Here is a 24,672-nt window from a genome sequence, read left to right on the forward strand (position 1 = left end):
AATCGTAATGTAAACGCTTACATAAATCTTTAAATAAAGAACCCATCTTAAATGGATTCCTGGTTAATCAGTTACGGCATTAGTTTTGATGTAGGCTTCAAGATCAGATTTAACTGGGTAGCCGGCATTGTCACCCTCGCTTTGAATAGCTAAGGCACCAATTGCGGTTGCTCGAACCAAACTTTCTTTGACAGAGAGGTTGTCGATTAATCCGGAGATTAAACCAGTTGCAAATCCGTCTCCAGCGCCGACCGTATCGACGACGTGGCTGACGTGGAAGGAAGGGACTTTAGTGATGTCACCATTCGCTTCCTTAGCAAATGCGCCCACTGTCCCATTCTTCAAGACGACCATTGAAGGTGTCGTCATGTTGAGGTAGAAATCAGCGATATCTTCTAATGTTGTTTCGCTTGTCAGTTGCGTTCCTTCAGAAACGCCTGGGATGACGATGTCACATCGATCTGCGATGTGGTTGATCGTTTCACGCATTTGTTCCTTGGAAGCCCAAAGTTGTGGACGAATATTGGGGTCAAATGTAACGATTGCGCCCAAAGAGTGCGCTTTATCAATTAAGTATTCGGCCATTTTTAGGCACGAAGAACTAAGTGCCAGCGAAATTCCAGTGATGTGAAGCACCTTAAGGCCGTCAAAAATTGCGTCGTCAATGTCCTCAGGTTGGAGACGGTTGACGGCTGAATTATTGCGGAAATAGGCAACCTGAGGATCACCATCGCTGACACGATTTTTAAAGTAAAAACCGGTATATTCGTGGGCTTTTTGAATCAAAGCATCAGTGTTAACGCCATTATTGGCTGACAACATTGGACCAGCGGTTAGCGCCATGGTCAAGATTTATGGTTTGCACTTGAAAACATTGGATATTGGTTGGCCAGCTGCGTCAGCGGTTGCATTCGGTACTGAAATTGGTGCCTTGGTCATTCCTTTGGGACTACTGTTAAACGTTGTGATGTTGGTGACGAAAACCACTAAGACGCTGAACATTGACTTGTTCAACTACTGGCACTATGCCTTTGTCGGTTCATTAGTTTCTATTGAAACGAACAGCTTCTGGTGGGGCGCATTCGCTGCTGCGATTACTTACATTATTTCGATGGTTGCAGCCGATCGGACCCAGAAGAAGATGGAAAACTTCTATGGCGAAGACTTGAAGGGTATCTCAATTACTCACGGTTACACAGTCGCCTTTGCACCATTCGCAATTGCGATTAATTGGGTAATCGAGCGTATTCCTGGTCTTCGTAGTATTGATTTGGATGCTGAAAAGATGCAAAAGCGCTTTGGTATTCTTGGTGACCCAATCTTCCTTGGTCTTGTCATCGGGGCTATCCTAGGTGTTTTGGCCCAATATCCAGTGGACAAGATCATGAAGCTCGCCATTATCTTGAGTGCTGTAATGGTCTTGATTCCTCGGATTACCAGTATGTTTATTGAAGGCTTGAGCCCAATTTCAAAACGTTCACAAGAACTTATTAGCACTAAGCTTCCTGGTCGTTCATTCAGCATTGGTATGACACCAGCGTTGCTTGTTGGACATCCAGTAACCCTTGTTGCTTCATTATTCCTTGTACCAGTAATCTTGTTACTTGCCGTTATCATTCCAGGAAACCAATTCCTGCCACTTGGTAGCTTAGCTGGTTTGATTTACATCTTCCCATTAATCTTGCCATACACGAAGAGAAACTTAATCCGTTCATTCATCACTGGTGCAATCATGATGGTCTTTGGCTTGTTGTTCGCAACTAGTGTTGGCCAAATCTTCACACAATCTGTCAAGATGGTGCAAGCAAACTTGATTCCTGCCGGTACTACTTATGTTGGCAGTATTGATTTTGCAACGAGTCCATTAGCATGGGCCGTATATGAATTGTCAACTCACTTTGCTGTCGTTGGTGCCGCTGTCCTTGTTGTCTTCGCATTGGCATTGATGGTCTGGAACCGTAAAGCAATCATTTCTGAGGAAAGTGCAGAAGCCGTTGAAGCTCCCGAAGCAGCTGAAACAGTTACTGGACGTTAAGATTTAAACCATTTAAATGTACTTGAAAAGGCCCCGTTCACATCATCGTGTGAGCGGGGCCTTTGTAGTAACGCTGGTTATTTAATCTTCTATTTCACCGAGTTCATCAAGTTCTTCGATTTTTACTTCGGGTTCTGTTCCTTCTTCAGGGAAGAAGCGATATAGCACTTTGTTAAGCGCATCAGATCCGTAGCCAATGAGAAAAATACCCAGTAACATCGTTGCAAAGAGTTGAAGCATGAATATTGGCATGCTATCAAATTTAACGTTGGATACGATTAGCATGAACGTTCCCCAACTAACAAACCAAGCAGGGACGATAGTGAATTTCATGATGGAACCTTGAAGAATGATGGCTAGGAACGTCATGATTCCAAGAATAATAGCGGTAGGTAATGTTTGATCCATACCTGGCATTTGGAGCAGGCTGAAAGCAATTAGTCCCCAGACAATTCCGGTGGTAAAGCTAGCAATAATGTTCCAAACTTGGTCCTTTGGAAAACCGACACCGAAAAAGTAGGCGACGGCAATAAACGCACTCGCACCCATCCAGAGTGAAAAACCACTCATCACGATGCTGTAAATTAAGGTAAATAGACCGATGCCGATGCTGTCAAATAAAGATTGTTTCGAAACTTTCATGTATGTACTCCTTCTGTTGAATCATCCTAATTTTACATGGCTTGTATGAAGCCACGCACAGAAGTTTAAGTATACCGTAAAATTAGGGGAGGTTCCACTGATGGAGGTAACATTTGAGTTGTGTGGACGAGAGTTTTGGTCGTTTGCATGACGCTAATGAGGAAATTGGTATGGTGGCGGTAGCAATAAAAACGACGGTTATAAAAAATAAAGCACTTGAAGTAAATCTATCTTAGTGAAATAATGAACAAGTGGTATTGATTTTAGCTTACCAAACAAACGGAGGTAATACAGATGACGCATCGATTAGATGGTAAGGTGGCAATTATAACTGGTGGTAGCTTAGGCATTGGGGCAGCAATCGCCAATAAATTTGTAGAAGAAGGCGCCAAGGTAATGATCACTGGCCGTCACGTTGACGCTTTGGAAGCTGCCGCGAAGCAAATTGGCGGGGATGACGTGATTCGTTACTTCAAACAGGATGTTTCCGACGAGCAAAGCTGGACTGATTTGTTTGATGAAACCGAAAAGGTCTTTGGACCAGTTACAACGGTGGTTAATAACGCTGGAATGGCCGTGAATAAGAGTCTTGAAGAAACCACTACTGAGGAATGGCGTCAACTGCAGTCAGTCAATCTTGATGGTGTCTTCTTTGGAACTCGTCTAGGGATTCAACGAATGAAGAATAAGAATCTGGGGGCTTCAATTATTAACATGTCATCAATTGAAGGATTTGTTGGAGATCCTAATTTGGGTGCCTACAACGCTTCAAAGGGTGCCGTGCGAATCATGAGTAAGTCGGCCGCCGTAGACTGTGCGCTGAAGGACTACGATGTTCGAGTTAATACCGTTCACCCAGGCTACATTAAGACGCCACTAGTTGATGACCTGCCAGGTGCTGAAGAAGCAATGTCACAACGCACTAAGACGCCGATGGGACACATTGGTGAACCAAACGACATTGCTTATATTTGTGTCTATCTTGCTTCAAATGAGTCTAAGTTTGCGACGGGTGCAGAATTCGTGGTTGATGGCGGATATACGGCACAATAAGAGAGACTATATGATTAAAAAAATTTAAATGGACTTGAAAAGGGCCCCGTTCACATCATAGTGAGCGGGGCCTCTTTGCCGATTTATTTAGATTGGTCGTCTTTATCCGGAAACAGGTGGAACAACCACTTGTTTAAATAGTGAGACGTGTAGCCGATGCCGAAGATGCCAAGTAGCATCGAAGCCAGTAGCTGGAAAACGAACAGAGGCCAGTTGTTGACCGCGATATTACTGACAATCAGCATGAACGTTCCCCAGGTAATCAGCCAGGCGGGGACAATCGTGAATTTAAGCACTGTTCCCTGCAAAAAGAGGGCGAGAAAGGTCATAATGCCAAACATGATGGCAGAGGCCCACATCGTCGAAATAGCGGGTATCTGCAGCAAATTATAGGCGATGAGTCCCCAAATGATACCAGCAATGAAGCTAGCGATGATATTCCAGATTTTATCCTTGGGAAAACCGGCGCCGAAGAAGAAAGATACTGCGATAAATGCGGCGGCACCCATCCACAGTGAGAAGCCAGTCATGATTAAGCTATATATGAATGTGAAGAGACCGACGCCAATCGAATCAAACCAAACAATCTTGGGGATTTTCATGGGAGTGAAGCTCCTTTTTTATTTTGAATTGTATAGGAGAAGGGGGAGAAAGGGAAGGGGGAAATCGTTAACAATCAGTATTTATGTCAAGGCCTGTTATATAATAAGATACATGCAGCATAAAGAACGTAGGAGGTGTCGGTAATTGGAGTACGAGCAAATACAAAATGAGATTATTAAATTTAGGAATGATAGAGGCTGGGAGAAATATCATAATCTGAAAGACCTTGCCTTGTCTTTAAATTTAGAAGCTAGTGAAGTGCTTGAAGTTTTTCAATGGAAAGATGAGTCGAAGCAACTCTCTTCCAAAGAACAGCGACACTTAGAGGATGAGCTGGCAGATACATTAATTTATGCTTTTTATATGTGTGAGAAGTTAAATGTGAATCCTTACGAAATTATTCGGAATAAGATGGATGAAAATCAAGGCAGAAAATGGAAATTTGATTGATGCATTTAATAGAGAAGGAAGGAGTATCTTTATGAAAGGCCCAATTGTAGAAGAAGTGAAGTATGATCACAACGTCGTTAGCTCACTTAGCCATTCTCTGGAAGATAGTGATGAGAAACGAGAATTGATCATGGACTATCCCACAGATTATGTCATTTATTATTCAAAAAAGGGTAAAACAGCCAATACATATGAAGTTTACGTTGGTGAAACAAACAACATAGGGCGGCGAACGTTGCAACATTTAGATGATGACCCAAGAGAAAGAAAAGATTGGGAAAGATTAGCAAACGTAGATGAGGTTAAGATGCTGGTGATAGGTCACGAGCATTTCAATAAATCGCTGACTTTAGATATCGAGAATCGCCTAATGCTTTATTTGAGTAGTGTGGATGCTGTTAAAAAATTAAATAATCGTCGTTCTAATAGTCAAAATAAATACTACACTAGTACTGAAATGGAGAAAATATTTACCAAACTTTGGAGAAAGCTAAATAAGCAAAATCAGGAATTATTTCCTTTAGAAAGTATTATACGTGAGAAGGCAATCTTTAAAGCTTCTCCGTTTCATTCATTGACTAAGGAGCAATCTGTATCCCGTGAACGGATTATGGATAAAGTGAGTGAGGCATTAAAAGAAGAAAAAAGGGGCCAATTAATCTTTGTAGAAGGTGAAGCTGGTTCTGGAAAAACGGTTCTTCTGAGTAGTTTGTTTTACTTATTAAGCACCTTGGAAACTGACGTTAGCATGCGTAACTATTTATTAGTGAATCATGATCAGCAACTTAAGGTCTACCAAGAAATTGCAGTGAAGCTAGGTTTAACTAAGAAAGGCGATGGCGCAGTCAGCAAACCTACACATTTCATTAATACACATTCACCTAATGATCCAGTAGACGTTATTCTGGTAGATGAAGCTCATTTACTATGGACTCAAGGAAAAATGTCTTATCGAGGGGAGAACCAACTTGTAGATTTGCTGAAACGAGCAAGAGTTGTAATAGTAATTTTCGACAAGCATCAGACCTTAACAACCGAGGAATATTGGGAAGATTCTGAAATGGATGAATTACGGGAATCAGCTAAGCGGCAGAATAATCTAATTCAATTAAGAAATCAAATGCGAATGGACGCTGATCCAGAAACTGTAGAATGGGTAAAATCCATGGTTTACGATAGAAAACTAAGTAATATTCCCAAAGATTCACGCGGGTATGATTTGAAGATCATGACTTCACCAGAGAATTTAGAAAACGAAATTAGAAAGCATGTCAGTGATAAAGAAATTAAAGAAAATGGATTATCTCGAATGCTTGCAACCTATGACTGGAAGTATATTCAACAGAAACATCCTGACAATGGCGATGAATACTGGAATGTCGAAATTGGTGATTGGAAGAAAGCCTGGAATTTACAGCTGAAGCAAAGTAAGGAAGAGAAACGAAACAATAAATCTCTATCATGGGCAGAGCAACCTCAGACGATTAACGAGGTTGGCTCAACTTATACTATCCAAGGCTTTGATTTGAATTATAGTGGGGTCATTATTGGTCCATCAGTTAAATATCGGAACGGCAGAATTATTTATGATCCAGAAGCTAGTTTTAACAGTAAGGCAATTCAAAATCGGACATTAAAAGATCATTCGAAAATTAAGGTTGCAGATGAACTATTAGCCAATGAACTGAACGTCTTGTTAACTCGTGGTATGAGAGGACTTTATATTTACGCCGTTGATGAAGAACTTCAAAGTAAATTACTGCAACTGCAAAAAGAAAAAGATTATCAGTAATAGTTAGGGGGGAATGTATGTCGAAATTCTATATCGTTTCACAAAATCAGACAAAGAAGTTTGAGTCGGAAAGACAAATTATGTGGTCTCCTAAATTGGATGCTAATAATAAACACTATGGTCCGTATACATTGATGGGAGACGTCCAGAAGGGCGATATTGTGTTTCATGTTTATAAAAAGGTTATATATGCAGTCAGCCGGGTAATAGTAGGATCGCATAGTGCACCCAAACCATCCGCATTTTCTAATCAAACATGGAATGATGATGGTTGGGAAGTAAACTGCAGAATGCATGAAATACAAATCCCGTTTTCAAGCTTAAATGATTCTCAAATGAACCAATTAAGCAGTATCTTTGCAAAAAACGGAACCTATAAGCAACGGTATTTGATGCAACTTTCCCAAACTCAAGGAGAAATGTTGCTGAAATTAATTACTGAGAAATCTGAAAATATTCTTATCGATTTACTGAGCACGGAGACTGACACACATGTTGTCTCCAAATTGGTATTAGAGATGAACTCGGGACGAAATTTGCGTGAGACTGAATCATATTATGCATTAACGAACTCTAAGAAAGTATTCCATGATAACAACGAAGTTAATAAACAAGTTGGATTAAGTGGAGAAGAATCTGTTCTAAAATACCTAAGAGAAAATGAAAAATATGCAGGTTATCAAATAAAACCAATTTCGAGTAATCTGGATGGAAGCAGTGGGAACGATAGTGCAGGATATGATATAGAACTAGTTCATGAGAAAAGTGGTCATAAAATTTATATAGAAGTCAAAACTACCACTGGTAAAGATAGCCCATTTTTCATGTCTGCGAATGAAGTAGCTAAAATGAAATTAACTAAAAACTCCGATGTAGAAGATTATCAAATTTTTCGAGTATTTGAACTAGATGCAGTAGCGATCAGGCCTGCACGGCTTCGAATTATAAAAGATGAGGATTTAAATAACCTGAAATTTGATGCTATAAATTATCGAGTTTCTTTATAGAGAAAAGTAGAATGATATTGTTTTACTTTTTTCACTATGCCATAATGAAAGCGTTAATATTTATAAAAATTATCCTTCTAGGAGGCACACGTTATGGCAAGAGTTGCAATTGTTACAGGTGGCGGACAAGGTATTGGCGAAGGGATTGCAAAACAGCTTGCAGCAGATGGCTTAACGGTTGCAGTTGCTGATTTAAACAGGGTCAATGCCGAAAAAGTTGCTGCAGAACTTGGTGGAGAAGCTAAGGGTTACTTTGTCGATGTTTCAAAGAAGCAAGCCGTATTTGATTTAGTTGATCAAGTAGTGAAAGACTTCGGTCAACTCGATGTGATGGTCAATAATGCTGGAATTGCAGAAATTGGCGAAGTCATTGATGCCTCTGAAGAAGATATAAATAAGATTTTCCAAATTAACGTTAATGGTGATATTTATGGCATCCAGGCCGCGGCTACACAATTTAAGAAGCAGAGTAAGGGCGGTAAAATTATCAATGCTTGTTCTATTGCAGGACACGAAGGTTTTGAACTTTTGGGCATTTACTCGGCAACCAAATTTGCGGTCCGTGGTTTAACGCAAGCAGCCGCGAAGGAATTAGCTAAGGATCAGATTACGGTCAATGCCTACTGCCCAGGGATTGTGTTGACGCCAATGTGGGATCAAATTGATTCCGCAATGGCTAAAATATATGATGTTCCGCTAGGCGAAACCAAGCAAAAGTATATTGATGGCATTGCTTTAGGTCGTGGCGAACAACCAGCTGATGTTGCCAATTTAGTTTCCTTCCTTGCAGACAAGAAGTCAGATTACATTACCGGACAGTCAATCATGGTTGACGGTGGTATTCAATACTCATAAACAAGTAAAACCGGAATCCCCAAACAGGATTCCGGTTTTTTCGTCCAATTTTCTATGCAATTATTCCTTCCACACTCTCAACATCCTCCAAGCCATCTCTTCCCACTATCGCCTCAATGGCAGCCTGAATCCCTTTAACGTCATCTATCAAACTCAATGATGGCGTATTTGGTCGTGTCAGAACCTGTGTTGGTAGGAAGGGGATGTGCATGAAACCGGCTTTTAGAGTTGGAAATTCTTTATCGATCATGTATTGAACCTGGTACATGATGTGGTTGCAGACGTATGTTCCGGCGGTTGTTGAAACGCTGCTTGTCAAGCCTACACCACGAATTGCCTGCACCATTGCTTTTACTGGTAGTTGGGTGAAATAGGCGTTTTGACCATCCTCATGAATAGTTGCATTGATTGGCTGATAGCCCGCATTATCCGCAATTCGGCCGTCGTCAAAATTAATCGCCACTCGTTCAGGTGTGAGGCCAAAGCGACCACCGGCTTGGCCAATATTTAGGACATAGTCATGGTGTTCTTTTAAAATAGCGGCATGCACCACCTCGGCACATTTACCGAAGACAGTCGGGATTTCCAACTTCACAATTTCCGCACCCGCAATCATATCGGGCAGTAATTTAACTGCCTCAATTGAGGGATTAATGATGTCGGTGCCAAACGGATCAAAACCGGTGACAAGAATTTTCATGATGAATGACCTCCAATAGCCAACAAAGCATTTCTAATTATTTTATCATAATTGGCTATGAACCACTAAAGGCAACCTCATTTATTCGCCTGCAGTCACCGCTTTGGTTTCACGGATGCGTTGCACCGCATAGATGCCAATCCCAATAACGAAACCGATGATGGCTGGGACAAGCCAGGCTAATCCTTGCGCAAAGAAGGGAAGATACTTGCTGTCCAGTTGGATCAAAGTTTGCACGAATGCTGATTTAGCGATGAATGCAGGGGCAGCATTAAGACCGTCGACAATCGAAGGTACAATGGTAAAAATAGTCGTCATGATGTACACAACTCGTGCCCGGTTAAAGAATGGGGAAGCCAACGAAAGCAAAATCAAGGTGATACAGAGTGGGTAGATAAACATCAGGAACGGAACGGCGGCGTTGATGATGGTGGCAAACCCAAAGTTAGAAACTCCGAAAGAAATCACCGAAACGATCACAACGTAAGTTTTATAGCCAAAACGTGGGAACATACTGCTGAAGGCCGTCGCAAATGAGGTGGTGACACCGATTGCAGTGGTCATGCAGGTAATGGTGGCCATGATGGCGAGAATGTACACGCCGGCATTTCCAAAGAAGTACTGGGTAATTTGACCAAGGGCAACGCCACCATCCGCAGCGACTTTAAAATGGCCTAGGCTAGTTGCGCCGATGTAGGCCAAACCGGCATACAGTACAGCCATCGCACTTGCGGCAATGACACCGGCTTTGATGGTCAAATGAGCAACCCTGGTCTCGTTTTTAACGCCAAAGACTTTGATTGCGGTGATAACGACTACGCCAAATTCAACGGAAGCGAGGGCATCCATAGTTTGGTAGCCTTGGATAATCCCGTTTGTCATGGCACCGTGACGCCAAGCGCCGGTTACGACTTGGCCGGCAGTAGATCCCATGGGTTTGAAGATGGCAACCAATAGCAGGATGACCACCATCTAGATGAACAATGGGTTGAGATAACGGCCAAGGTAGTCGGCAATCTTGTGGCGGTTAAGTGACAATAGCGTCACACACACGAAGAAGGCAGCTGAATAAATGAATAGCCACATAGGTGCCGATGCAGCGCTCACGTGAGTGGCAATCCCAAACTCAAAAGGGACGGTTGCGGTTCTTGGCGTTGCAAAGGCTGGACCAATCGCAATGTACAGAATAACCGTAAAAATAAGGACATAGGTTTTGCCAATGGGTCGAGCGAGCTCAAACACCCCGCTCGTTCGCGTAATCGCGATAGCGGCAACACCTAATAATGGCAAAATCGTACCAGTAATAATAAAACCAATGATTGAACTTGCAAATGCGGAACCGGATTGTTGGCCAATTTGAACTGGGAACGTTAAGTTTGTGGCACCAAAATACATTCCGAATAACATTGAAGCCACCACAATCAATTCTTTCCACGTAAATTTGCGTGTTTGTTCCATCAATAACATCTCCTTCACAACGAGAAATAAAAAACGCCCTTCGGATTATAAAATCCAAAGGGCGTTTGCACGCGTTACCACCTTAATTTACAAGCCTCTCACGAAACCTGTCTTGCCATGTACGAACCACAAAAAGCAGTTGATAAACTGGTACGATATTGGGTGCAACCATAATCATCTTAACGATGATTCCGCTCGTTAACATCTTTTTAAACTAGGAAATGTGCTTTCGCAGCCCCAAGCACTTTCTGACAAGTCGCTAGTTTATACTCCATGAAAATTTCAACACGTGTTTCTCATCTCTATTTAATGTTACTCATCCTACTGGCAGACAAACTGATTGTCAAATGAATTTTGAAAAATGACTTTAAGGAAGTTGTAGAAAGAGGCTTAATCGCTATTTCAAATAAGCTCTCGTGTAATCATTTTCGCCAACTGGGTGATATTCTACACCCTTTAGTTTTGGATTAACTAGGTGACTCTCTGTCATTGAGTAGAGTGGCACCAATGGCACTTCACTATTCATGACCTGTTGGGCTTTCCGCATATCGGCCCAGTAAGCCTTGGTGTTAGTGGCATCCTTTTTAGCAGCGTTTGTCAAAGCAGTATCGAACGCTTTGCTGTTGTAACTACCGTAGTTTTGAGGGTTGGTCGATTGGTTGATGGAGAGGAAGTTGCTAGGATCACCGAAGTCGGCGAGCCAGAACAGGGTTTCCATGTCGAACTTACCTGATTCCACATCGCTAGATAAAGCTTTTTTAGGCAAACTTTCAACGTTAACCTTGGCGCCGTCTAGGTTTTCTTCAACGGTACTTTGGATGTATTGGTTCACATTTTTAGTGGCCGTATCCTGGTTACCGAGAAGTGAAAGGGTAACGCTAGATTTTCCAGTTTCCTTCAAGCCTTCAGCCCAAAGCTTTTTAGCTTTTTTAACGTTGTGAGTTTCAGCTGGTTGATTTTCTTCGGCGAAATCTTTACCAGTCGTTGGGTCAGTGGATAACCCTTTTGCGACAAACGTGTAGGCAGGTTCCGAGCCATCAGCTAGCACTTTCTTGGTCAGGGCTTTTCTATCAAGCACGAGGTTCAACGCCCGACGCAACTTCTTGTTGGAGAGGGTCTTATTTTTAGCAACGTTCAAACGCGTGTAGTAGGTTCCGGCCTTCGTGACGTGACGTAAATTTTTGTTGGTTTGTAGGCCTTGTGCAGTAACACCAGTGATTTGGGCGTCATCCAGTTGGCCTTTGGTGAACATGTTGTGGGCGGTGTTTGGATCTTGAACCACTTTCATGTCGATTTCCTTCAAATGGATGGCCTTTTGGTTGTAGTAATGCTTGTTACGTAGGAACTTCCAGCTGTTGTTGCTACCGGTCCAACCTGTCACTTTAAACGGACCGTTGTAGACCATTTTGGCTGAAGTGGTACCGTACTTGCTACCATATTTCTTAACCGCTGCCGTGTTTTGTGGGAAGAAGGCGGGTAAAATCATCATTTTGTTAAAGTATGGCATTGCATGGTCTAAGTCTACGCGTAGGGTGTGCTTGTCGACCGCGGTAACTCCTAAAGCCGTTTCGTCAGCTTTACCAGCACTGATTTTGTCGGCATTTTTAACGCCGGAGAAAATGTAGTTATAACCGGAAGTTGATTTGTCAGAAACGGAGCGTTGCCATGATTTGACGAAATCTTGCGCAGTGACGTCATCACCGTTACTCCATTTAGCATTTTTTCGTAAATGGAAGGTGTAGGTTTTACCGTTGTTAGTCGGTTGAACTACCTTGGTAGCCATTGCAGGTGCTAACTTATTATTTTTATCCTGACGATAGAGGCCCTCCATACTGTTTTCCAAAGTGTTCCACTGAGTGAAGTCTGCAACGCTAGAGTTGTCTAGTGACAAGAGTTCGGTATTTTGCATTAGAGTGACCTTGTTGTGATTCGAATCGCTGTTGGCTTCTCCAGAACCGCAAGCGGCTAATGTTCCTGATAAGGTGAGCAGTGCTGCACCAAGTAATAATTTATGTGTGTTTTTCATATGTGTCTCCCCCTAAATGATTAAAGCTATGTGCTATGAACTAAGTTAGAAATTGCCGGTTTCGACATCCGTGAGGAAAGTGCCGAGGTTATGGAAAAAGGCTTTGGGATTATCAACGCTGTGACAGTGACCACCGTCCGGAGTAAGAACTAATCGGGAATTTGGTAATTCGCGATTCATTCGCATTGCCGTATCGAGTGGCATCGTGTCGTGATCGCCAAATGTGAGGAGTGTCGGCGTCTTTACGTTTTTGAGGTCGCCACGCCGGTCCCAGCCGTTTAATTTACCGACCATGACGAATTCATTATTGCCCTGGAAAGTGTTATAAACGGCGGTTGCCGTGGTATTAACCAAATGGTGAGGACCATTTTCAGGATGGCGCATTACGAAATTTCGGTTTAACTCATCGACCAGTGTTTGGTAATACGGATCGTCGAAACGCTCGTCGGCCTCGACTTGCTTCATGTAGGTAACTTGATCATCGGTCAGTGTGGTTTCGCGAAGGTGATTTATGTATGGGGTGTATTCGGTGATGCTATCGATCATGCTCATGACAACCAATCCCTTTAAATGTTCAGGGTGTCGCAACGCATATTCTTGGGCTAATAAGCCGCCCCATGAATGGCCTAGCAGATAGAAATTCTCGAGGCCAAGTTGTTGCCGAACTTCTTCCAACTCACTCAGATAGTATTCCAAATCCAGATATTTTTGATTTTCGGGTAACGAGAAGTCGGGTTGGTCTGAGAAAAAGGAACCTAGCTGGTCGTACATGGAAACGCGAACGCCGTAGTTAGATAGTTCCTCTGCAAAGTTTTCAAACTCAACATGGTTACTACCAGGACCACCATGAAGACAAAGTAGATTGATAGGTCCTTGACCAACGGTGCGTGAGAAAAGGTGGAATCCATTTGAAAGGGTTAGAATTTTTGTGCCTTCGTGCTGCTTAGTTACGACTTTAGTTGGATTTAATACCAAATTAATCACTCCAATGCTGTTTTTCTAATCTAATTCAAATAAAAATGCCCTACAGGAAAAAATTCCTATAGGGCCTTTGTGGCGGTACCACCTATTACTTTCAATTAAAAATTGAACTCTCTTCGTCAATCAACGAATAACGCTGTAGTGGGCGTACCCATTAGGAACTCAATGATTCGCTCCTAACACTCAAAGATGATGTTCGGTCAGTCGCGCGACTCCTCCGTTTCAACCAAAGTCGGAGGTCTCTAAGAGTGCGGGACTGACGTACTGTTCTTATCAACGTGTAATTATTAAAATGAGATTAGATGTTTTTGTTAAATCACATCATAGGCTTTGAAGAACTGGTTGTCAAATGAATTTTAAAAAATGAACTGTGACAAGTAATTTGAGGAAGAGTACCATTTTGTCTTCTTCGGTCCCCATGCGACCTACGCAGTGGGCACAATGCCAAGCCAAAAGGCGGTCTTACCATTGCTAGTTGGCCTAAGCGATAGGACTACCGCGAAGATTGCGAGTCCAAATCGCTAACGCCAATTTCACTGCTTGTCGCAAAGACCGAAGTTTCACGCTATTTCAAATAAGCTCTCGTGTAATCATTTTCGCCAGCTGGGGTGATATTCCACACCCTTTAGTTTTGGATTAACTAGGTGGCTCTCTTTTGAAAAACTTTTATCCGTAGTAGAAAGATCAGAGAATTTACGTATCTAAAATCGTACCATCAAAGTAGATAGAGCAGGAGGTGGTAACACATTTGTGTTACAATGAATTTAAAGAGAGGAAGTGCAACGATGGGATCGACAAAAACGGTACGATTTAATAAAGAAGATGAAGAACTTGTTAATGCTTATTTGAAAGCTACTGGCAAAACTTTTAGCCAGTTAGTCCATGAAAATATTGTTAACAAGATTGAAGATGAAATCGATATTAAAGCCTACCAAGAATTCCTGAAAACGGATGATGGGACTAAAATTCCGTTTGAAGAAGTTGCCAAGGAATTCAACGTTGAGCTATAAAGTTGTTTTTTCTAAAAAAGAGACCAAACAGTTAAGAAAATTGGACAAAAACACCGCAAAAATTATTGTGGAATGGATTGGCAAAAATTTGCAGGGATCCATCAATCCATATTTTCATGGGAAAGCGCTGAGTGCAGAGTTAACTGGATTATGGCGTTATAGAGTATTAAATTATCGACTGATATGTTCTATCGATGACGACGTTGTCACAATCGATATCGTGCTTATTGGGCATAGGAAAGATATTTATCAAATAGCGAAAAAATACTTTGAAAAATGAGTAAAGTGATTAACACGAAACGGCACCTCCTATAACTGGAGATGCCGTTTTTTTGCCACTATATAGCCAGTTCACTTCGGTCTTTGTGACCACTGCTTAAGGTCGCATGGGGACCGAAGGGACAGCTTATTTACGAAACCAAAATAAAAACCGCAACATCTTGGCTGATGTCGCGGTCCACGGAGAGGCTTATTTAAATGTTGTGTGAGGTGCTACTCACAGATAGCAGAATCAACGGATTGCTGTCACACTTAGTCATAAACGTGATTCTCAGCACCACACCTTGCGTTTAACCCAGTCTCGCAATCATCTTAACCCGATGATTTTAGCGCGACTATGTTAATCCTCAGGTGAGAACCGTGCCGATTCACACTCTTGATCATGTTCCGTCAATCTAATTCTTGCGTTTAGTCCACCTGACAATCATCCAAAGTCGATGATTTTTGTCAGGTGATACTAATCCTCAGAATCAATCGATTGCCGTCACTCTTCTGGTTTTACCAGCTTGCCTTTTTCACACCGGGAATTTGTCCAGCATGGGCATACTTTCTAAAGTTCAAACGAGATAGCTTAAACTTACGCATGTAAGCGTGTGGCCGACCATCCAGCTCGTCACGGTTGTGCATCCGTGTAGGGGATGCATCACGTGGGAGCTTACTTAACCCTACGTAATCATGATTACGCTTCAGTTCTGCTCTCAAGTCAGCGTACTTTGCCACGGTCTGTTACCTGTTACCTCAGATTTTGATCAGTATGGTCGGGGGTGCATGGGCAGACAAGTATTCCCGGAAATGGCTGATTATGGGGGCGGATGGGTCAATCGCGCTATTGACGCTTTTACTGGCCGTGATTTGGTCGTTGGGCGTGCAAGAGATTTGGCTCTTATTGCTCTTTGCAGGGCTACGGTCGTTGGGACAAGGCATTCAATAACCTGCTGTTAGTTCAGCGTACCCGCAATTAGTACCGGAAGACGAGTTAACGCGAATTAATGGCATCAACCAAACGATTATGTCGCTTTCGACACTGTTATCACCGGTTCTGGGCGGTATTATCCTGGCTAATTTTAATCTATATTGGGCTTTGATGGTCGATGTTTTCACCGCCGCCATTGAACTCTTGTGTATGACTAAAATTAAGCTGCAAGCCGTTAAAGCAAAGGCTGAAGCTGTAGCAGAGTCGGCCAAAGTGACTGAAGAGGAATTACTATCTGGCTTTAAGTACATTTTCAAAAATGATAGTCTTCGCTATTTATTCTATATTTACGCGGCGGGCTTCTTATTGATGACGCCGGTTAATGTATTGAGCCTACTGTTCGTGCAACGACACTTTGGGGCTTCGGTGGTCAACTTGACGCTTCAAGAAATTGCCTGGGCGGCGGGCTCGGTGATTGCCGGACTATTGGTGGCTAAACACAAAGAATTTAAGAATAATGCCACGGTGCTAGGACTTGGCGTTGGGACGTTTGCAGCCGTCATGGTCGTAACCGCACTGTCGCCGACCATTTGGTTCTATCTTGCGATGATGTTCTTACTGGGAGTGGCGTCGCCGTACTATTACACGAACCAAGCCGTGATTATTCAAACGGAATCAGCCCCAGAATTTATGGGCCGAACTTTTGCCGCCTTTCAAATGATTGGGAATATTATGTTACTGATTGGTAGTTTGGGCTTGGGACCACTGGCCGATGTCTTTCCGATGGTTTGGCTATTCATCAGCTGTGGGGTTTTATTACTACTCATATCAATTTGGTATATTTTCAAAACAAAAACGGTTTAACTGTTTCGCTATCCAGTTTTGGATAGCGATTTTTTTGTATTTTCAGATAGTTACGAAACAGCTAAATATAAAATGGTTATGAATTTTACTGGACAAGTGTCTAACATGGAACTATGATAAAAATAAAAACGATTCCATTTAACTTGCGGAGGTGTTTTATAATGACAAAATCAAAAGCAATCATGATTGGTGCCGGTCTTTCAAACATGGCAGCAGCCGTTTATTTAATTCAAGAGGGTCACTGGCAAGGTGATCGTATCACGTTCTATTCTTTGGATGATCACGGATCGAACGATGGTGCGCCAACCGATACGGTGACGGATGAGTATTGGAACAAGAATCATCCAATGACCAATACCAAAGGCTATGTTGCCCGAGGCGGCCGGATGCTCAACTACCGGACGTACGTCGATTTAATGGATTTACTGGACCGAATTCCTTCGGCGACTGAACCTCATATGACGGCAGCCGAAGATACCCGTGATTTTGATAGTAAACATCGGACTTTTGATAAGGCGCGTTTGCTTCAAGGGGGGAAGGGCATCATTAATGGTGGTCACCTTGGCTTGAATAATCTTGATCGGATGTATTTGAGTCGCCTAGTTTTGATGCCAGATAGTCAGGAAGAAAAGCTCGATAACATAACCATCGCGGAATACTTTAAGAAGACCCCGCACATTTTCCAAACTAATTTCTGGTACATGTGGGAGACCACGTTTGCCTTTAGAACTCAGAGTTCGGCGCAAGAACTCCGACGTTACATGCACCAAATGATTTACGAATTCACGCAAATTGAACACCTTGTGGGCGTTAACCGGACACGTTATAACCAGTACGAAAGCATGATGTTGCCACTGATTAATTATCTGAAAGATCAAGGTTGCAACATCGTACTCAATCGTCGGGTAACGGACTGGCAGTTTAAGGACACGCCAATGCAGGATGAAATTACGGTGACTGGTCTCGTGATGGAAAATACTGAAACCGGTGAAACTGAAACCGTTGAAGTACCGGATGATACGGCAGTGATTTTCACCAACGGCTCGATTACTGATTCAGCAACACTGGGCGATTACGATACCCCAGCTGCCGAAAATATGGACTATGGTGCTGCTGCAGGCTTGTGGAAGAAAGCGACGGAGCACTTCTACAATCTGGGCAATCCGGATAAATTCTTTGCGGATCGTGATGCCAGTGAATGGGTCAGTTTCACATTGACAACCAAGGATCACGTTTTACTGAATGAAATTACCCGAATTACCACACAGGTTCCCGGGAATGCCTTGAATTCATTCTTATCAACCACGCCGATTACGCCACTTGGACAAAAGGACGTGAATATGTCGATTGTGGTGCACCACCAACCGCACTTCACGACCCAAAAGGCTAATGAATCCGTCATCTGGGGCTACTTCCTGTATCCACGCCGAACCGGTGAGTTCGTCGATAAGCAGTACATTAAGATGACAGGGAAGGAAATGTTAGAAGAATTGTTGGGGCAATTGTCGAAAGTGGATCCCGGCCCGAATAACATCATGGAAAAGGCTGATGCCATTTACGATAGTGTCATCAACAACATCCCAGTTTACATGCCATATGCTTCAGCCCTCTTTAATAACCGGGCTAAGAGCGACCGTCCGGAAATTATTCCAGAGCACTCCACGAACCTCGCCTTTACGGGTGAATTCGTGGAGCAACCGTATCAGATGATTTTTACGGAACAAAGCGCTGTTCGTTCGGGTGAAGTGGCAGCTTACCACTTTGCCGGTGTCCCAATGGATAAGTTAGTGACCAATCCAAGATTCGATAAGGATCCAAAGGTATTGGCAAGAGCGACGAAGAAAATGTTCTCCTAATCTAATCAAATGCGATTAACAAAAAAAGACATCATCAAGCGTGTAGCTTGGTGACGTCTTTTTTTGATGGACTCGCCTTTACCGACTTACCTTATCAATAATATCTTGTAGCCAGGCGGTATACCGGGTTTCACGCTGAATCGCGTGCTGCAAAATCAGAAAGTGGCCGAGGTTATTTTGACTGGTTTCGTCAGGGAACTTGCGGCTCATTTGGTTTTTCAAATGGGTAAGTTTGGCCTGATGAAGTTGGTGTTGTTCAGTCAGCATCGGGAGCAACAAGGGATCGTCCGCCGAGTGAATGAAGTAGAGTTTCAGGATAAATTCGTCTTTAGTAGCGGATATTTCTGGTGTCGGTTCGCTCAGCCACTCTCTCAGGACCGTTTTCCCAGCTGATGTGATGGAATAGAGTTTCTTTTCTAATTTTTCGCCGACAAGTTCCAGTTCGTGGGTGATGAGGGCGTCGTCTTCTAATCGTTTGAGCAAGGGGTAGATTTGGCTGTGGTTAGCGGACCAAAATTCGCCAATGTCTGAATCGAAAGCCTTAGTGATATCGTACCCAGTGAGCTTTTTTTCGCTGAGTAACCCCAAAATAATGTATTTTAACTGATTTCGCTGTGCCACACGATTTTCCCCCTTGACTTTAAGTTAGGTTCAGTTTAACATAATCACGTAATCAAAAACATGTATATATTTACATATATAAACTTAACCGGAGGCTTTAAATATGACAAAGAAATTTGAATCACTTGATGACTTTTTGGGCACTCACTTTATTTACACTTACGATAACGGTTGGGAATACGAAGGGTACGCTAAAAATGACCACACAGTTGACTACCGAATCCATGGCGGTATGGTTGCTGGCCGTTGGGTAACGGATCAAGAAGCAGACATCGTGATGTTGACTGCCGGCGTTTACAAGATTTCATGGACGGAACCAACTGGAACTGACGTTACATTGGACTTCTTACCAAATGAAGGCAAGTTACACGGCACGATCTTCTTCCCTAAGTGGGTTGAAGAACATCCAGAAATCACGGTTACTTACCAAAACGAGCACATCGATTTGATGGAAGAATCACGTGAAAAGTACGAAACTTATCCAAAGCTCGTTGTTCCAGAATTTGCCAAGATTACTTACATGGGCGAAGCTGGTCAAAACAACGAAGACGTTATTAGCGAATCAACAAGTAATTGAAAAAGCACCACCTCTGCGGTCATGCCGCTCGGGTGGTGCTTTTAGCGTTCTTGGACTAAACCATCAAAGAAGTGCTTGAGTGAGGTTTTTCCGCCAGTGCTGCGTTTGCCTTCTAGATATAGCATCTCGTCTCGAACGTTTTTGTAATCATAAAGCGTGTTCGCGTACTCGACCACTATTTCGTCCCCCATATCATCCATACAAAGGGTGGCCAAGTTGGTTAAACCGGTCTTGATGGCCCGCCGAATTCGCTGAAACATGATTTTTTTCTCTCGGTCATCAATGTGGTATTGGGCTTCAAAGTCAATATCCCGAAAACTGATGCGTTGTTCCTGCATGATTTGACTGACAGATAGAATATCGGATGATCCGGCTTCCGAGGTGATGCCTAGAAAGCGTAGAATGGCAAGAACCTGGGCTCGGCTAGTCGATGGTGGATTTGGGGTAGCTACCGCTGTAGCGCCACCGCCCACAAGGGATTGAATATTCTCCAGTTTTTGCGCCATTTGAATGCTTTGACCAACTTTTTCAACGACGGTTTTGACTTCGATGACATTAATGGGTTTATCAATGAAGAATTCAATGCCGGCTTCGTAAGCTTGGGCGCGTAAATCGCTATCTTTGACTTGCGAAATCATGACGAATCGGATCGCTGGTTTGAGTTGGCGAACTTGTTTGATGAGTTCAATACCAGAAGTGCCCGGCATGAGTAAGTCGACTAGCATGATGTCGACCTCCAAATGCATGAGGTCCGCCAGGGTTTTGTCCGCTCCGGCAGCCGTGCCAACGACAGTATTCGAAGATTCTTTTTCTAAAATCCGCTGTAAGATCATTGGAATTGAAGGGTCATCATCGACGATATAGAAATTCATGCTGTCACCTCCTGCATTAATTTTTGTTTGTTCAAGGTTAAATGAAAAACGGTGCCTTTGCCGAGTGTTGAATCAACGGTAATGTTGCCGCCAAACTGCTCTTCGACAATTATCTTAACATGTGAAAGACCAATCCCCCGATAAACATTGCCGGTCGTTTCGTTGAATTTGGTCGTAAAACCGGGCTGGAAAATCATGCCTAGGGTCTGGTCATCCATACCGCTACCATTATCTGACACGTCAACGAGAATATCGCTGCCGTCATCTACCACCGTTACTCGTACTCGACCATTAGTAGTGTGGTCAAGCGCATCGACGCCGTTAAAAATCAGATTAGACAGGATGGAGACAACGTAGTAGTGACTAGGAATCACTAAATCGACATGATTATGGACGTCGATGACGACGCTTTGTTTTTTAGTCTTGATTGACTCGCGAATATAATCAGTCGTCACCCGTAAAATGTCGGCGAGTGGCATGGCTTCGTTTTGCTCATCACTAAAGGAATCTCCTAACCCCCTGATCACATTTTGATAATCCTTTTTGACTTCGTGAACGTCGCGGGCAATGTCCAACGCCATTGCTTTTTGTTTTTGACCAATCGCTAATTCTTGGAGGTCTTGGTTCAATAAATAGGCGTTTTTCATGATGTTTTCAATTTCGGTAATATTCTTTTGCATAAAGTAGACTTCGCTTTTAATGGAAGATGAAATCCAAATAAAGTGGTAATATCTGCGTTCATGATTTTCGTCACGAAGCATGAGCGTGAAATAGTGGTACAAAATGGCAAATAAGCCGCTACAGAGGCTCCGTACTAGTGCCGCCACGAATAAGATTTGAAATAAACGATAGCTATAATCAGTGAATCCGGTCAGCAAGCTGACTTCTAATAGATTAGAAACGTAGTCACAAATAATGATGGTCAGGAGAAACGAGCTATTGTTGCGCTGACCGTGCCGCCAATACAAAAAATAATAAAGTACGCCGTAACTGAGGTAGAAAACCATGTCAGTTGCAATGAATTGTAAAATTTTGCCGACACTAGCATCTTGACCAATGAACAGTAGTAAGCCCCGGAAAACTGGTGAGGCGAACGCAATGGCCGCAGTTAATTGGAGTGGATTTAAGTCAGCGTTGAAGTACAGAAATACCGGCAGCAAAAAAACGGATAGGGTCAAAATAAATCCCGGGGTGTAGGTTTGAAAGTTAACCTGTGAAGCGAGAGCAATACAGGTTGCAGCAATCAGAATCCGTTGATAACGTTCGTGCATGATGAATCGATTTTGTCTAAACATTGGGAGCTCCTAAAATAAATTATTCACAAATTGAAACTTTATGAAGTTTTTTGAAACCGCTTTCTATACTGATAGTGTAAAGAATAGAGGAGGACGACACAATGTTTAATTTACGAAATAGAAGTTTTTTGACGTTATTGGATTACACACCACGAGAAATGGGCTATTTATTGGAGCTAGCTGAAGATTTAAAGAAAGCCAAGTATACGGGGACAGAACAGCCTAAGTTAAAAGGTAAGAATGTGGCTTTAATTTTTGAAAAAAATTCTACTAGAACTCGTTGTGCTTTTGAAGTGGCGGCCTATGATCAGGGTGCTCATGTCACTTACCTCGGACCAACTGGAACACAAATGGGCAAAAAAGAAACTGCGAAGGATACGGCACGAGTGCTCGGGGGTATGTACGATGGTATCGAATATCGTGGCTACTCACAACGCACGGTTGAAACACTTGCTGAATTTTCTGGGGTTCCAGTTTGGAATGGATTGACCGATGAGGACCATCCGACTCAAGTATTAGCCGATTTTTTGACTGCCAAAGAGGTTTTAAAGAAGCCATACGGTGAAATCAATTTTACCTACGTGGGTGATGGTCGCAATAACGTGGCCAACGCACTGATGATTGGGGCAACTATCATGGGGATGACCTTCCACATCGTTTGTCCGAAAGAATTACGACCAACCCAAAAGTTATTAAAGCAATGTGAAGCTATCGCTAAGGACACTGGGGCAGAAATTCTGGTGACCAGCGATATCGACGAGGGTGTTCTAAATTCTGATGTCATCTATACCGATGTTTGGGTTTCAATGGGTGAGCCTGATTCTGTCTGGGCTGATCGAATTAAATTGCTTCAGCCGTACCAAGTTAATAGTGACTTGATGGCTAAAACCAAGAACAAGAATGTCATTTTTGAACACTGCTTGCCTTCATTCCATAATGCTGAAACGGCCGTTGGCAAAGAGATTGCGGAGAAATTTGGCTTGACTGAAATGGAGGTCACGGATGAAGTATTCGAAAGTTCAGCATCTGTCGTCTTCCAAGAAGCCGAAAACAGAATGCACACCATCAAATCTGTGATGGTAGCCACTTTAGGGGAATAAAACCTGTCATTTCAAATAACACGGTTTAATGGGCTTACCCTAAAGTCATTAAATCGTGTTTTTATTTAGCTATTATTAAATCTCAAATGGGGGAAAATCATGGATGCGACAGTTAATAAGAAGAAAAAATTTAAGCTGAAAATGCCCGGGGCTTTTGTCATTTTGTTTGCATTAACCATTATTGCCGTTCTGGCAACGTGGGCGGTTCCGGCCGGTTCCTATTCAAAACTTTCATACGATTCTACTAGTTCGACACTGGTGGTTCAACAGCCCAACAGTGGCGATAAGAAGCTGCCGGCAACGCAAAAGTCGCTAGATCAATTGGGTGTTAAAATTAAAATTTCCCAGTTTACTAACGGCGGTATTACGCAGGCGGTATCAGTCCCGAATACCTATCAACGGTTGAAACAGCGACCAGCTAGTTTGTGGGATGTGACTGGTAGCATGGTCCGGGGTACGATTGAAGCCGTAGATATTATGGTCTTCATTTTCGTACTTGGTGGATTAATTGGTGTCGTTAAGGCCAGCGGGGCGTTTGAATCCGGCCTCCTGGCACTTACCAAAAAAACCAAGGGTCATGAGTTCTTACTTATCTTCTTCGTTGCGATTCTAATGGTGCTGGGTGGTACTCTGTGTGGGATTGAAGAGGAAGCCGTGGCATTCTACCCAATCTTGGTCCCCGTTTTCATTGCGATGGGCTACGACTCGATTGTCAGCGTGGGGGCCATTTTCCTGGCCAGTTCGGTCGGGACCTCGTTTTCAACGATTAACCCGTTTTCAGTTGTGATTGCATCTAATGCTGCTGGAACCAGTTTCACGCAAGGACTAGATTGGCGGATCTTTGGTTGTGCGGTTGCGGCCATCTTCATCATTGTCTACCTGCACTGGTACAGCAAAAAGGTCAAAGCGAATCCAGAGTTTTCATATTCATATGAAGACAAGGAATCGTTCGATAAAATGTGGTCGGTCACCTCAGAGGAGGAATTTACCGGCGAATCGAACGAAACTAAAGTAAAAAAAGCGGCCTTCACGATTCGAAAAAAGATTATTTTAGTTCTATTTGTTGTTACTTTCCCAATTATGGTTTGGGGCGTAATGTCCCAAGGTTGGTGGTTTCCAACCATGGCCTCATCATTCCTACTTTTTGCCATTTTAATCATGTTCCTAACGGCAACCGGTGAATTTGGAATCGGCGAAAAAGGGGTTGTGGATGCCTTTGTGAATGGGGCTTCAAGTCTTGTCGGGGTTTCACTCATTATTGGATTGGCACGTGGTATCAACCTCGTTTTAAATGAAGGGATGATTTCAGACACCATGCTTCAATTCTCATCTGGTTTAGTTAAGAACATGAACGGTCCAATGTTTATTATTGTCATGTTGTTAATTTTCTTTGTTCTCGGATTTATTGTTCCTTCTTCTTCAGGGTTGGCAGTGCTCTCGATGCCAATCTTGGCACCACTTGCCGATAGTGTGAACATTCCTCGGTTCGTCGTCGTGACGGCCTACCAGTTTGGTCAATACGCAATGCTATTCCTGGCCCCAACCGGGTTAGTGATGGCAACGCTGCAAATGCTAGATATGAAGTATTCTCACTGGTTGCGTTTTGTTTGGCCGGTTGTGGTCTTCGTGCTCGTATTTGGTGGCAGTATCTTGGTGGCACAAGTGCTGATTTACTAGATAGAA

The 24,672-nt window shown here is 42.9% G+C and carries 21 protein-coding genes and 3 pseudogenes; 13 read left to right on the forward strand and 11 right to left on the reverse strand.

Annotated features, from left to right (window positions below):
* Positions 1-63: 63 nt before the first annotated feature.
* The gene (locus LOSG293_RS03155) at positions 64-822 is read right to left on the reverse strand and encodes a sugar kinase (RefSeq protein WP_160171696.1); all 759 of its coding nucleotides are present in this window, start codon (positions 820-822) and stop codon (positions 64-66) included.
* On the opposite strand from LOSG293_RS03155, the gene LOSG293_RS03160 reads away from it, so the two are divergent.
* Positions 794-2,035: a PTS galactitol transporter subunit IIC gene (locus tag LOSG293_RS03160; RefSeq protein ID WP_235786790.1), complete on the forward strand. Its 1,242-nt coding sequence runs from the start codon at positions 794-796 to the stop codon at positions 2,033-2,035. The genes LOSG293_RS03155 and LOSG293_RS03160 overlap by 29 nt on opposite strands.
* 81 nt (positions 2,036-2,116) lie before the next feature.
* Here LOSG293_RS03160 and LOSG293_RS03165 read toward each other — a convergent pair whose 3' ends face one another.
* Positions 2,117-2,677: a DUF1097 domain-containing protein gene (locus LOSG293_RS03165; RefSeq protein ID WP_034526931.1), complete on the reverse strand. Its 561-nt coding sequence runs from the start codon at positions 2,675-2,677 to the stop codon at positions 2,117-2,119.
* A gap of 294 nt (positions 2,678-2,971) precedes the next feature.
* Between LOSG293_RS03165 and LOSG293_RS03170 the strand changes: the two genes are divergently transcribed.
* A complete protein-coding gene (locus LOSG293_RS03170) occupies positions 2,972-3,730 on the forward strand; it encodes an NADP-dependent (R)-specific alcohol dehydrogenase (RefSeq protein ID WP_034526934.1) in 759 nt (252 codons plus the stop codon).
* 83 nt (positions 3,731-3,813) lie between these two features.
* Here LOSG293_RS03170 and LOSG293_RS03175 read toward each other — a convergent pair whose 3' ends face one another.
* Positions 3,814-4,332, reverse strand: coding sequence for a DUF1097 domain-containing protein (locus LOSG293_RS03175; RefSeq protein ID WP_034526940.1), 519 nt, complete (start codon positions 4,330-4,332; stop codon positions 3,814-3,816).
* Between the two features lie 145 nt (positions 4,333-4,477).
* Between LOSG293_RS03175 and LOSG293_RS03180 the strand changes: the two genes are divergently transcribed.
* The 4 genes from LOSG293_RS03180 (at position 4,478) to LOSG293_RS03195 (ending at position 8,437) form a co-directional block, all read left to right on the forward strand.
* On the forward strand, positions 4,478-4,783 hold the full coding sequence (locus LOSG293_RS03180; RefSeq protein WP_034526943.1) for a nucleotide pyrophosphohydrolase: 306 nt from the start codon (positions 4,478-4,480) through the stop codon (positions 4,781-4,783).
* Entirely contained in the window at positions 4,749-6,575 is a 1,827-nt protein-coding gene (locus tag LOSG293_RS03185; RefSeq protein ID WP_191976210.1) for a DUF2075 domain-containing protein, read from the forward strand. Before LOSG293_RS03180 ends, LOSG293_RS03185 begins: the two co-directional genes overlap by 35 nt.
* A 17-nt stretch (positions 6,576-6,592) precedes the next feature.
* Complete coding sequence (locus LOSG293_RS03190) at positions 6,593-7,582, forward strand: protein NO VEIN domain-containing protein (protein ID WP_034526947.1); 990 nt, start codon at positions 6,593-6,595, stop codon at positions 7,580-7,582.
* A 93-nt stretch (positions 7,583-7,675) separates the two neighbouring features.
* Positions 7,676-8,437 (forward strand): acetoin reductase, encoded by a 762-nt coding sequence (locus tag LOSG293_RS03195; protein ID WP_034526949.1) that lies wholly within the window; start codon positions 7,676-7,678, stop codon positions 8,435-8,437.
* Between the two features lie 52 nt (positions 8,438-8,489).
* Here the strand turns inward: LOSG293_RS03195 and pcp are convergent, their stop codons facing one another.
* The 4 genes and pseudogenes from pcp to LOSG293_RS03220 all read right to left on the reverse strand — a co-directional run bounded on the left by pcp (position 8,490) and on the right by LOSG293_RS03220 (position 13,596).
* Entirely contained in the window at positions 8,490-9,137 is a 648-nt protein-coding gene (gene pcp / locus LOSG293_RS03200) for a pyroglutamyl-peptidase I (RefSeq protein ID WP_034526952.1), read from the reverse strand.
* 81 nt (positions 9,138-9,218) lie between these two features.
* Positions 9,219-10,604 (reverse strand): annotated as a pseudogene (gene brnQ, locus LOSG293_RS03205) (branched-chain amino acid transport system II carrier protein).
* 388 nt (positions 10,605-10,992) lie between these two features.
* On the reverse strand, positions 10,993-12,621 hold the full coding sequence (locus LOSG293_RS03215) for a peptide ABC transporter substrate-binding protein (RefSeq protein WP_034526954.1): 1,629 nt from the start codon (positions 12,619-12,621) through the stop codon (positions 10,993-10,995).
* 45 nt (positions 12,622-12,666) lie between these two features.
* Positions 12,667-13,596, reverse strand: coding sequence for a proline iminopeptidase-family hydrolase (locus tag LOSG293_RS03220; RefSeq protein ID WP_051907189.1), 930 nt, complete (start codon positions 13,594-13,596; stop codon positions 12,667-12,669).
* Between the two features lie 764 nt (positions 13,597-14,360).
* On the opposite strand from LOSG293_RS03220, the gene relB reads away from it, so the two are divergent.
* Together relB and LOSG293_RS03230 are read left to right on the forward strand one after the other, a co-directional pair.
* A complete protein-coding gene (gene relB, locus LOSG293_RS03225; protein WP_152551086.1) occupies positions 14,361-14,612 on the forward strand; it encodes a type II toxin-antitoxin system RelB family antitoxin in 252 nt (83 codons plus the stop codon).
* The gene (locus tag LOSG293_RS03230; protein WP_034526960.1) at positions 14,602-14,892 is read left to right on the forward strand and encodes a type II toxin-antitoxin system RelE family toxin; all 291 of its coding nucleotides are present in this window, start codon (positions 14,602-14,604) and stop codon (positions 14,890-14,892) included. Before relB ends, LOSG293_RS03230 begins: the two co-directional genes overlap by 11 nt.
* 497 nt (positions 14,893-15,389) lie before the next feature.
* Here LOSG293_RS03230 and rpsN read toward each other — a convergent pair whose 3' ends face one another.
* Positions 15,390-15,611, reverse strand: coding sequence for a 30S ribosomal protein S14 (rpsN, locus tag LOSG293_RS03235; protein WP_051907190.1), 222 nt, complete (start codon positions 15,609-15,611; stop codon positions 15,390-15,392).
* Positions 15,612-15,645: 34 nt separating this feature from the next.
* On the opposite strand from rpsN, the pseudogene LOSG293_RS03245 reads away from it, so the two are divergent.
* Positions 15,646-16,668: pseudogene (locus tag LOSG293_RS03245) on the forward strand (MFS transporter).
* 161 nt (positions 16,669-16,829) lie between these two features.
* Positions 16,830-18,524 carry an oleate hydratase gene (locus tag LOSG293_RS03250; RefSeq protein WP_034526967.1) on the forward strand — a complete coding sequence of 565 codons (1,695 nt, stop codon included), beginning with the start codon at positions 16,830-16,832 and terminating at the stop codon, positions 18,522-18,524.
* A gap of 78 nt (positions 18,525-18,602) precedes the next feature.
* Here the strand turns inward: LOSG293_RS03250 and LOSG293_RS03255 are convergent, their stop codons facing one another.
* Entirely contained in the window at positions 18,603-19,145 is a 543-nt protein-coding gene (locus LOSG293_RS03255; RefSeq protein WP_034526970.1) for a PadR family transcriptional regulator, read from the reverse strand.
* Positions 19,146-19,248: 103 nt separating this feature from the next.
* On the opposite strand from LOSG293_RS03255, the pseudogene padC reads away from it, so the two are divergent.
* Positions 19,249-19,710, forward strand: a pseudogene (padC, locus tag LOSG293_RS03260) (phenolic acid decarboxylase); the annotation flags it as partial.
* A gap of 53 nt (positions 19,711-19,763) precedes the next feature.
* Here the strand turns inward: padC and LOSG293_RS03265 are convergent.
* On the reverse strand, positions 19,764-20,594 hold the full coding sequence (locus tag LOSG293_RS03265) for a DNA-binding domain-containing protein (RefSeq protein WP_034526973.1): 831 nt from the start codon (positions 20,592-20,594) through the stop codon (positions 19,764-19,766).
* Positions 20,591-21,889 carry a sensor histidine kinase gene (locus LOSG293_RS03270; protein WP_034526976.1) on the reverse strand — a complete coding sequence of 433 codons (1,299 nt, stop codon included), beginning with the start codon at positions 21,887-21,889 and terminating at the stop codon, positions 20,591-20,593. The genes LOSG293_RS03265 and LOSG293_RS03270 overlap by 4 nt, the downstream gene beginning before the upstream one ends.
* A gap of 101 nt (positions 21,890-21,990) precedes the next feature.
* On the opposite strand from LOSG293_RS03270, the gene argF reads away from it, so the two are divergent.
* Together argF and LOSG293_RS03280 are read left to right on the forward strand one after the other, a co-directional pair.
* Complete coding sequence (argF, locus tag LOSG293_RS03275) at positions 21,991-22,989, forward strand: ornithine carbamoyltransferase (protein ID WP_034526978.1); 999 nt, start codon at positions 21,991-21,993, stop codon at positions 22,987-22,989.
* A 99-nt stretch (positions 22,990-23,088) separates the two neighbouring features.
* Positions 23,089-24,666, forward strand: a complete 1,578-nt coding sequence (locus LOSG293_RS03280; RefSeq protein WP_034526980.1) for a YfcC family protein — start codon at positions 23,089-23,091, stop codon at positions 24,664-24,666.
* The last annotated feature ends 6 nt before the right edge of the window (positions 24,667-24,672 follow it).

This window comes from Secundilactobacillus oryzae JCM 18671 (genome assembly GCF_000740055.1).
Lineage (GTDB): Bacteria > Bacillota > Bacilli > Lactobacillales > Lactobacillaceae > Secundilactobacillus > Secundilactobacillus oryzae.

Excerpts from the sequence above, each read along its gene's own strand:
- LOSG293_RS03155 (WP_160171696.1), bottom strand. The coding sequence starts at position 822 with ATGTTGTCAGCCAATAATGGCGTTAACACTGATGCTTTGATTCAAAAA.
- LOSG293_RS03165 (WP_034526931.1), bottom strand. The coding sequence starts at position 2,677 with ATGAAAGTTTCGAAACAATCTTTATTTGACAGCATCGGCATCGGTCTA.
- LOSG293_RS03170 (WP_034526934.1), top strand. The coding sequence starts at position 2,972 with ATGACGCATCGATTAGATGGTAAGGTGGCAATTATAACTGGTGGTAGC.
- LOSG293_RS03175 (WP_034526940.1), bottom strand. The coding sequence starts at position 4,332 with ATGAAAATCCCCAAGATTGTTTGGTTTGATTCGATTGGCGTCGGTCTC.
- LOSG293_RS03185 (WP_191976210.1), top strand. The coding sequence starts at position 4,749 with ATGAAAATCAAGGCAGAAAATGGAAATTTGATTGATGCATTTAATAGA.
- LOSG293_RS03190 (WP_034526947.1), top strand. The coding sequence starts at position 6,593 with ATGTCGAAATTCTATATCGTTTCACAAAATCAGACAAAGAAGTTTGAG.
- LOSG293_RS03195 (WP_034526949.1), top strand. The coding sequence starts at position 7,676 with ATGGCAAGAGTTGCAATTGTTACAGGTGGCGGACAAGGTATTGGCGAA.
- pcp (WP_034526952.1), bottom strand. The coding sequence starts at position 9,137 with ATGAAAATTCTTGTCACCGGTTTTGATCCGTTTGGCACCGACATCATT.
- LOSG293_RS03215 (WP_034526954.1), bottom strand. The coding sequence starts at position 12,621 with ATGAAAAACACACATAAATTATTACTTGGTGCAGCACTGCTCACCTTA.
- relB (WP_152551086.1), top strand. The coding sequence starts at position 14,361 with ATGAATTTAAAGAGAGGAAGTGCAACGATGGGATCGACAAAAACGGTA.
- LOSG293_RS03250 (WP_034526967.1), top strand. The coding sequence starts at position 16,830 with ATGACAAAATCAAAAGCAATCATGATTGGTGCCGGTCTTTCAAACATG.
- LOSG293_RS03265 (WP_034526973.1), bottom strand. The coding sequence starts at position 20,594 with ATGAATTTCTATATCGTCGATGATGACCCTTCAATTCCAATGATCTTA.
- LOSG293_RS03270 (WP_034526976.1), bottom strand. The coding sequence starts at position 21,889 with ATGTTTAGACAAAATCGATTCATCATGCACGAACGTTATCAACGGATT.
- argF (WP_034526978.1), top strand. The coding sequence starts at position 21,991 with ATGTTTAATTTACGAAATAGAAGTTTTTTGACGTTATTGGATTACACA.
- LOSG293_RS03280 (WP_034526980.1), top strand. The coding sequence starts at position 23,089 with ATGGATGCGACAGTTAATAAGAAGAAAAAATTTAAGCTGAAAATGCCC.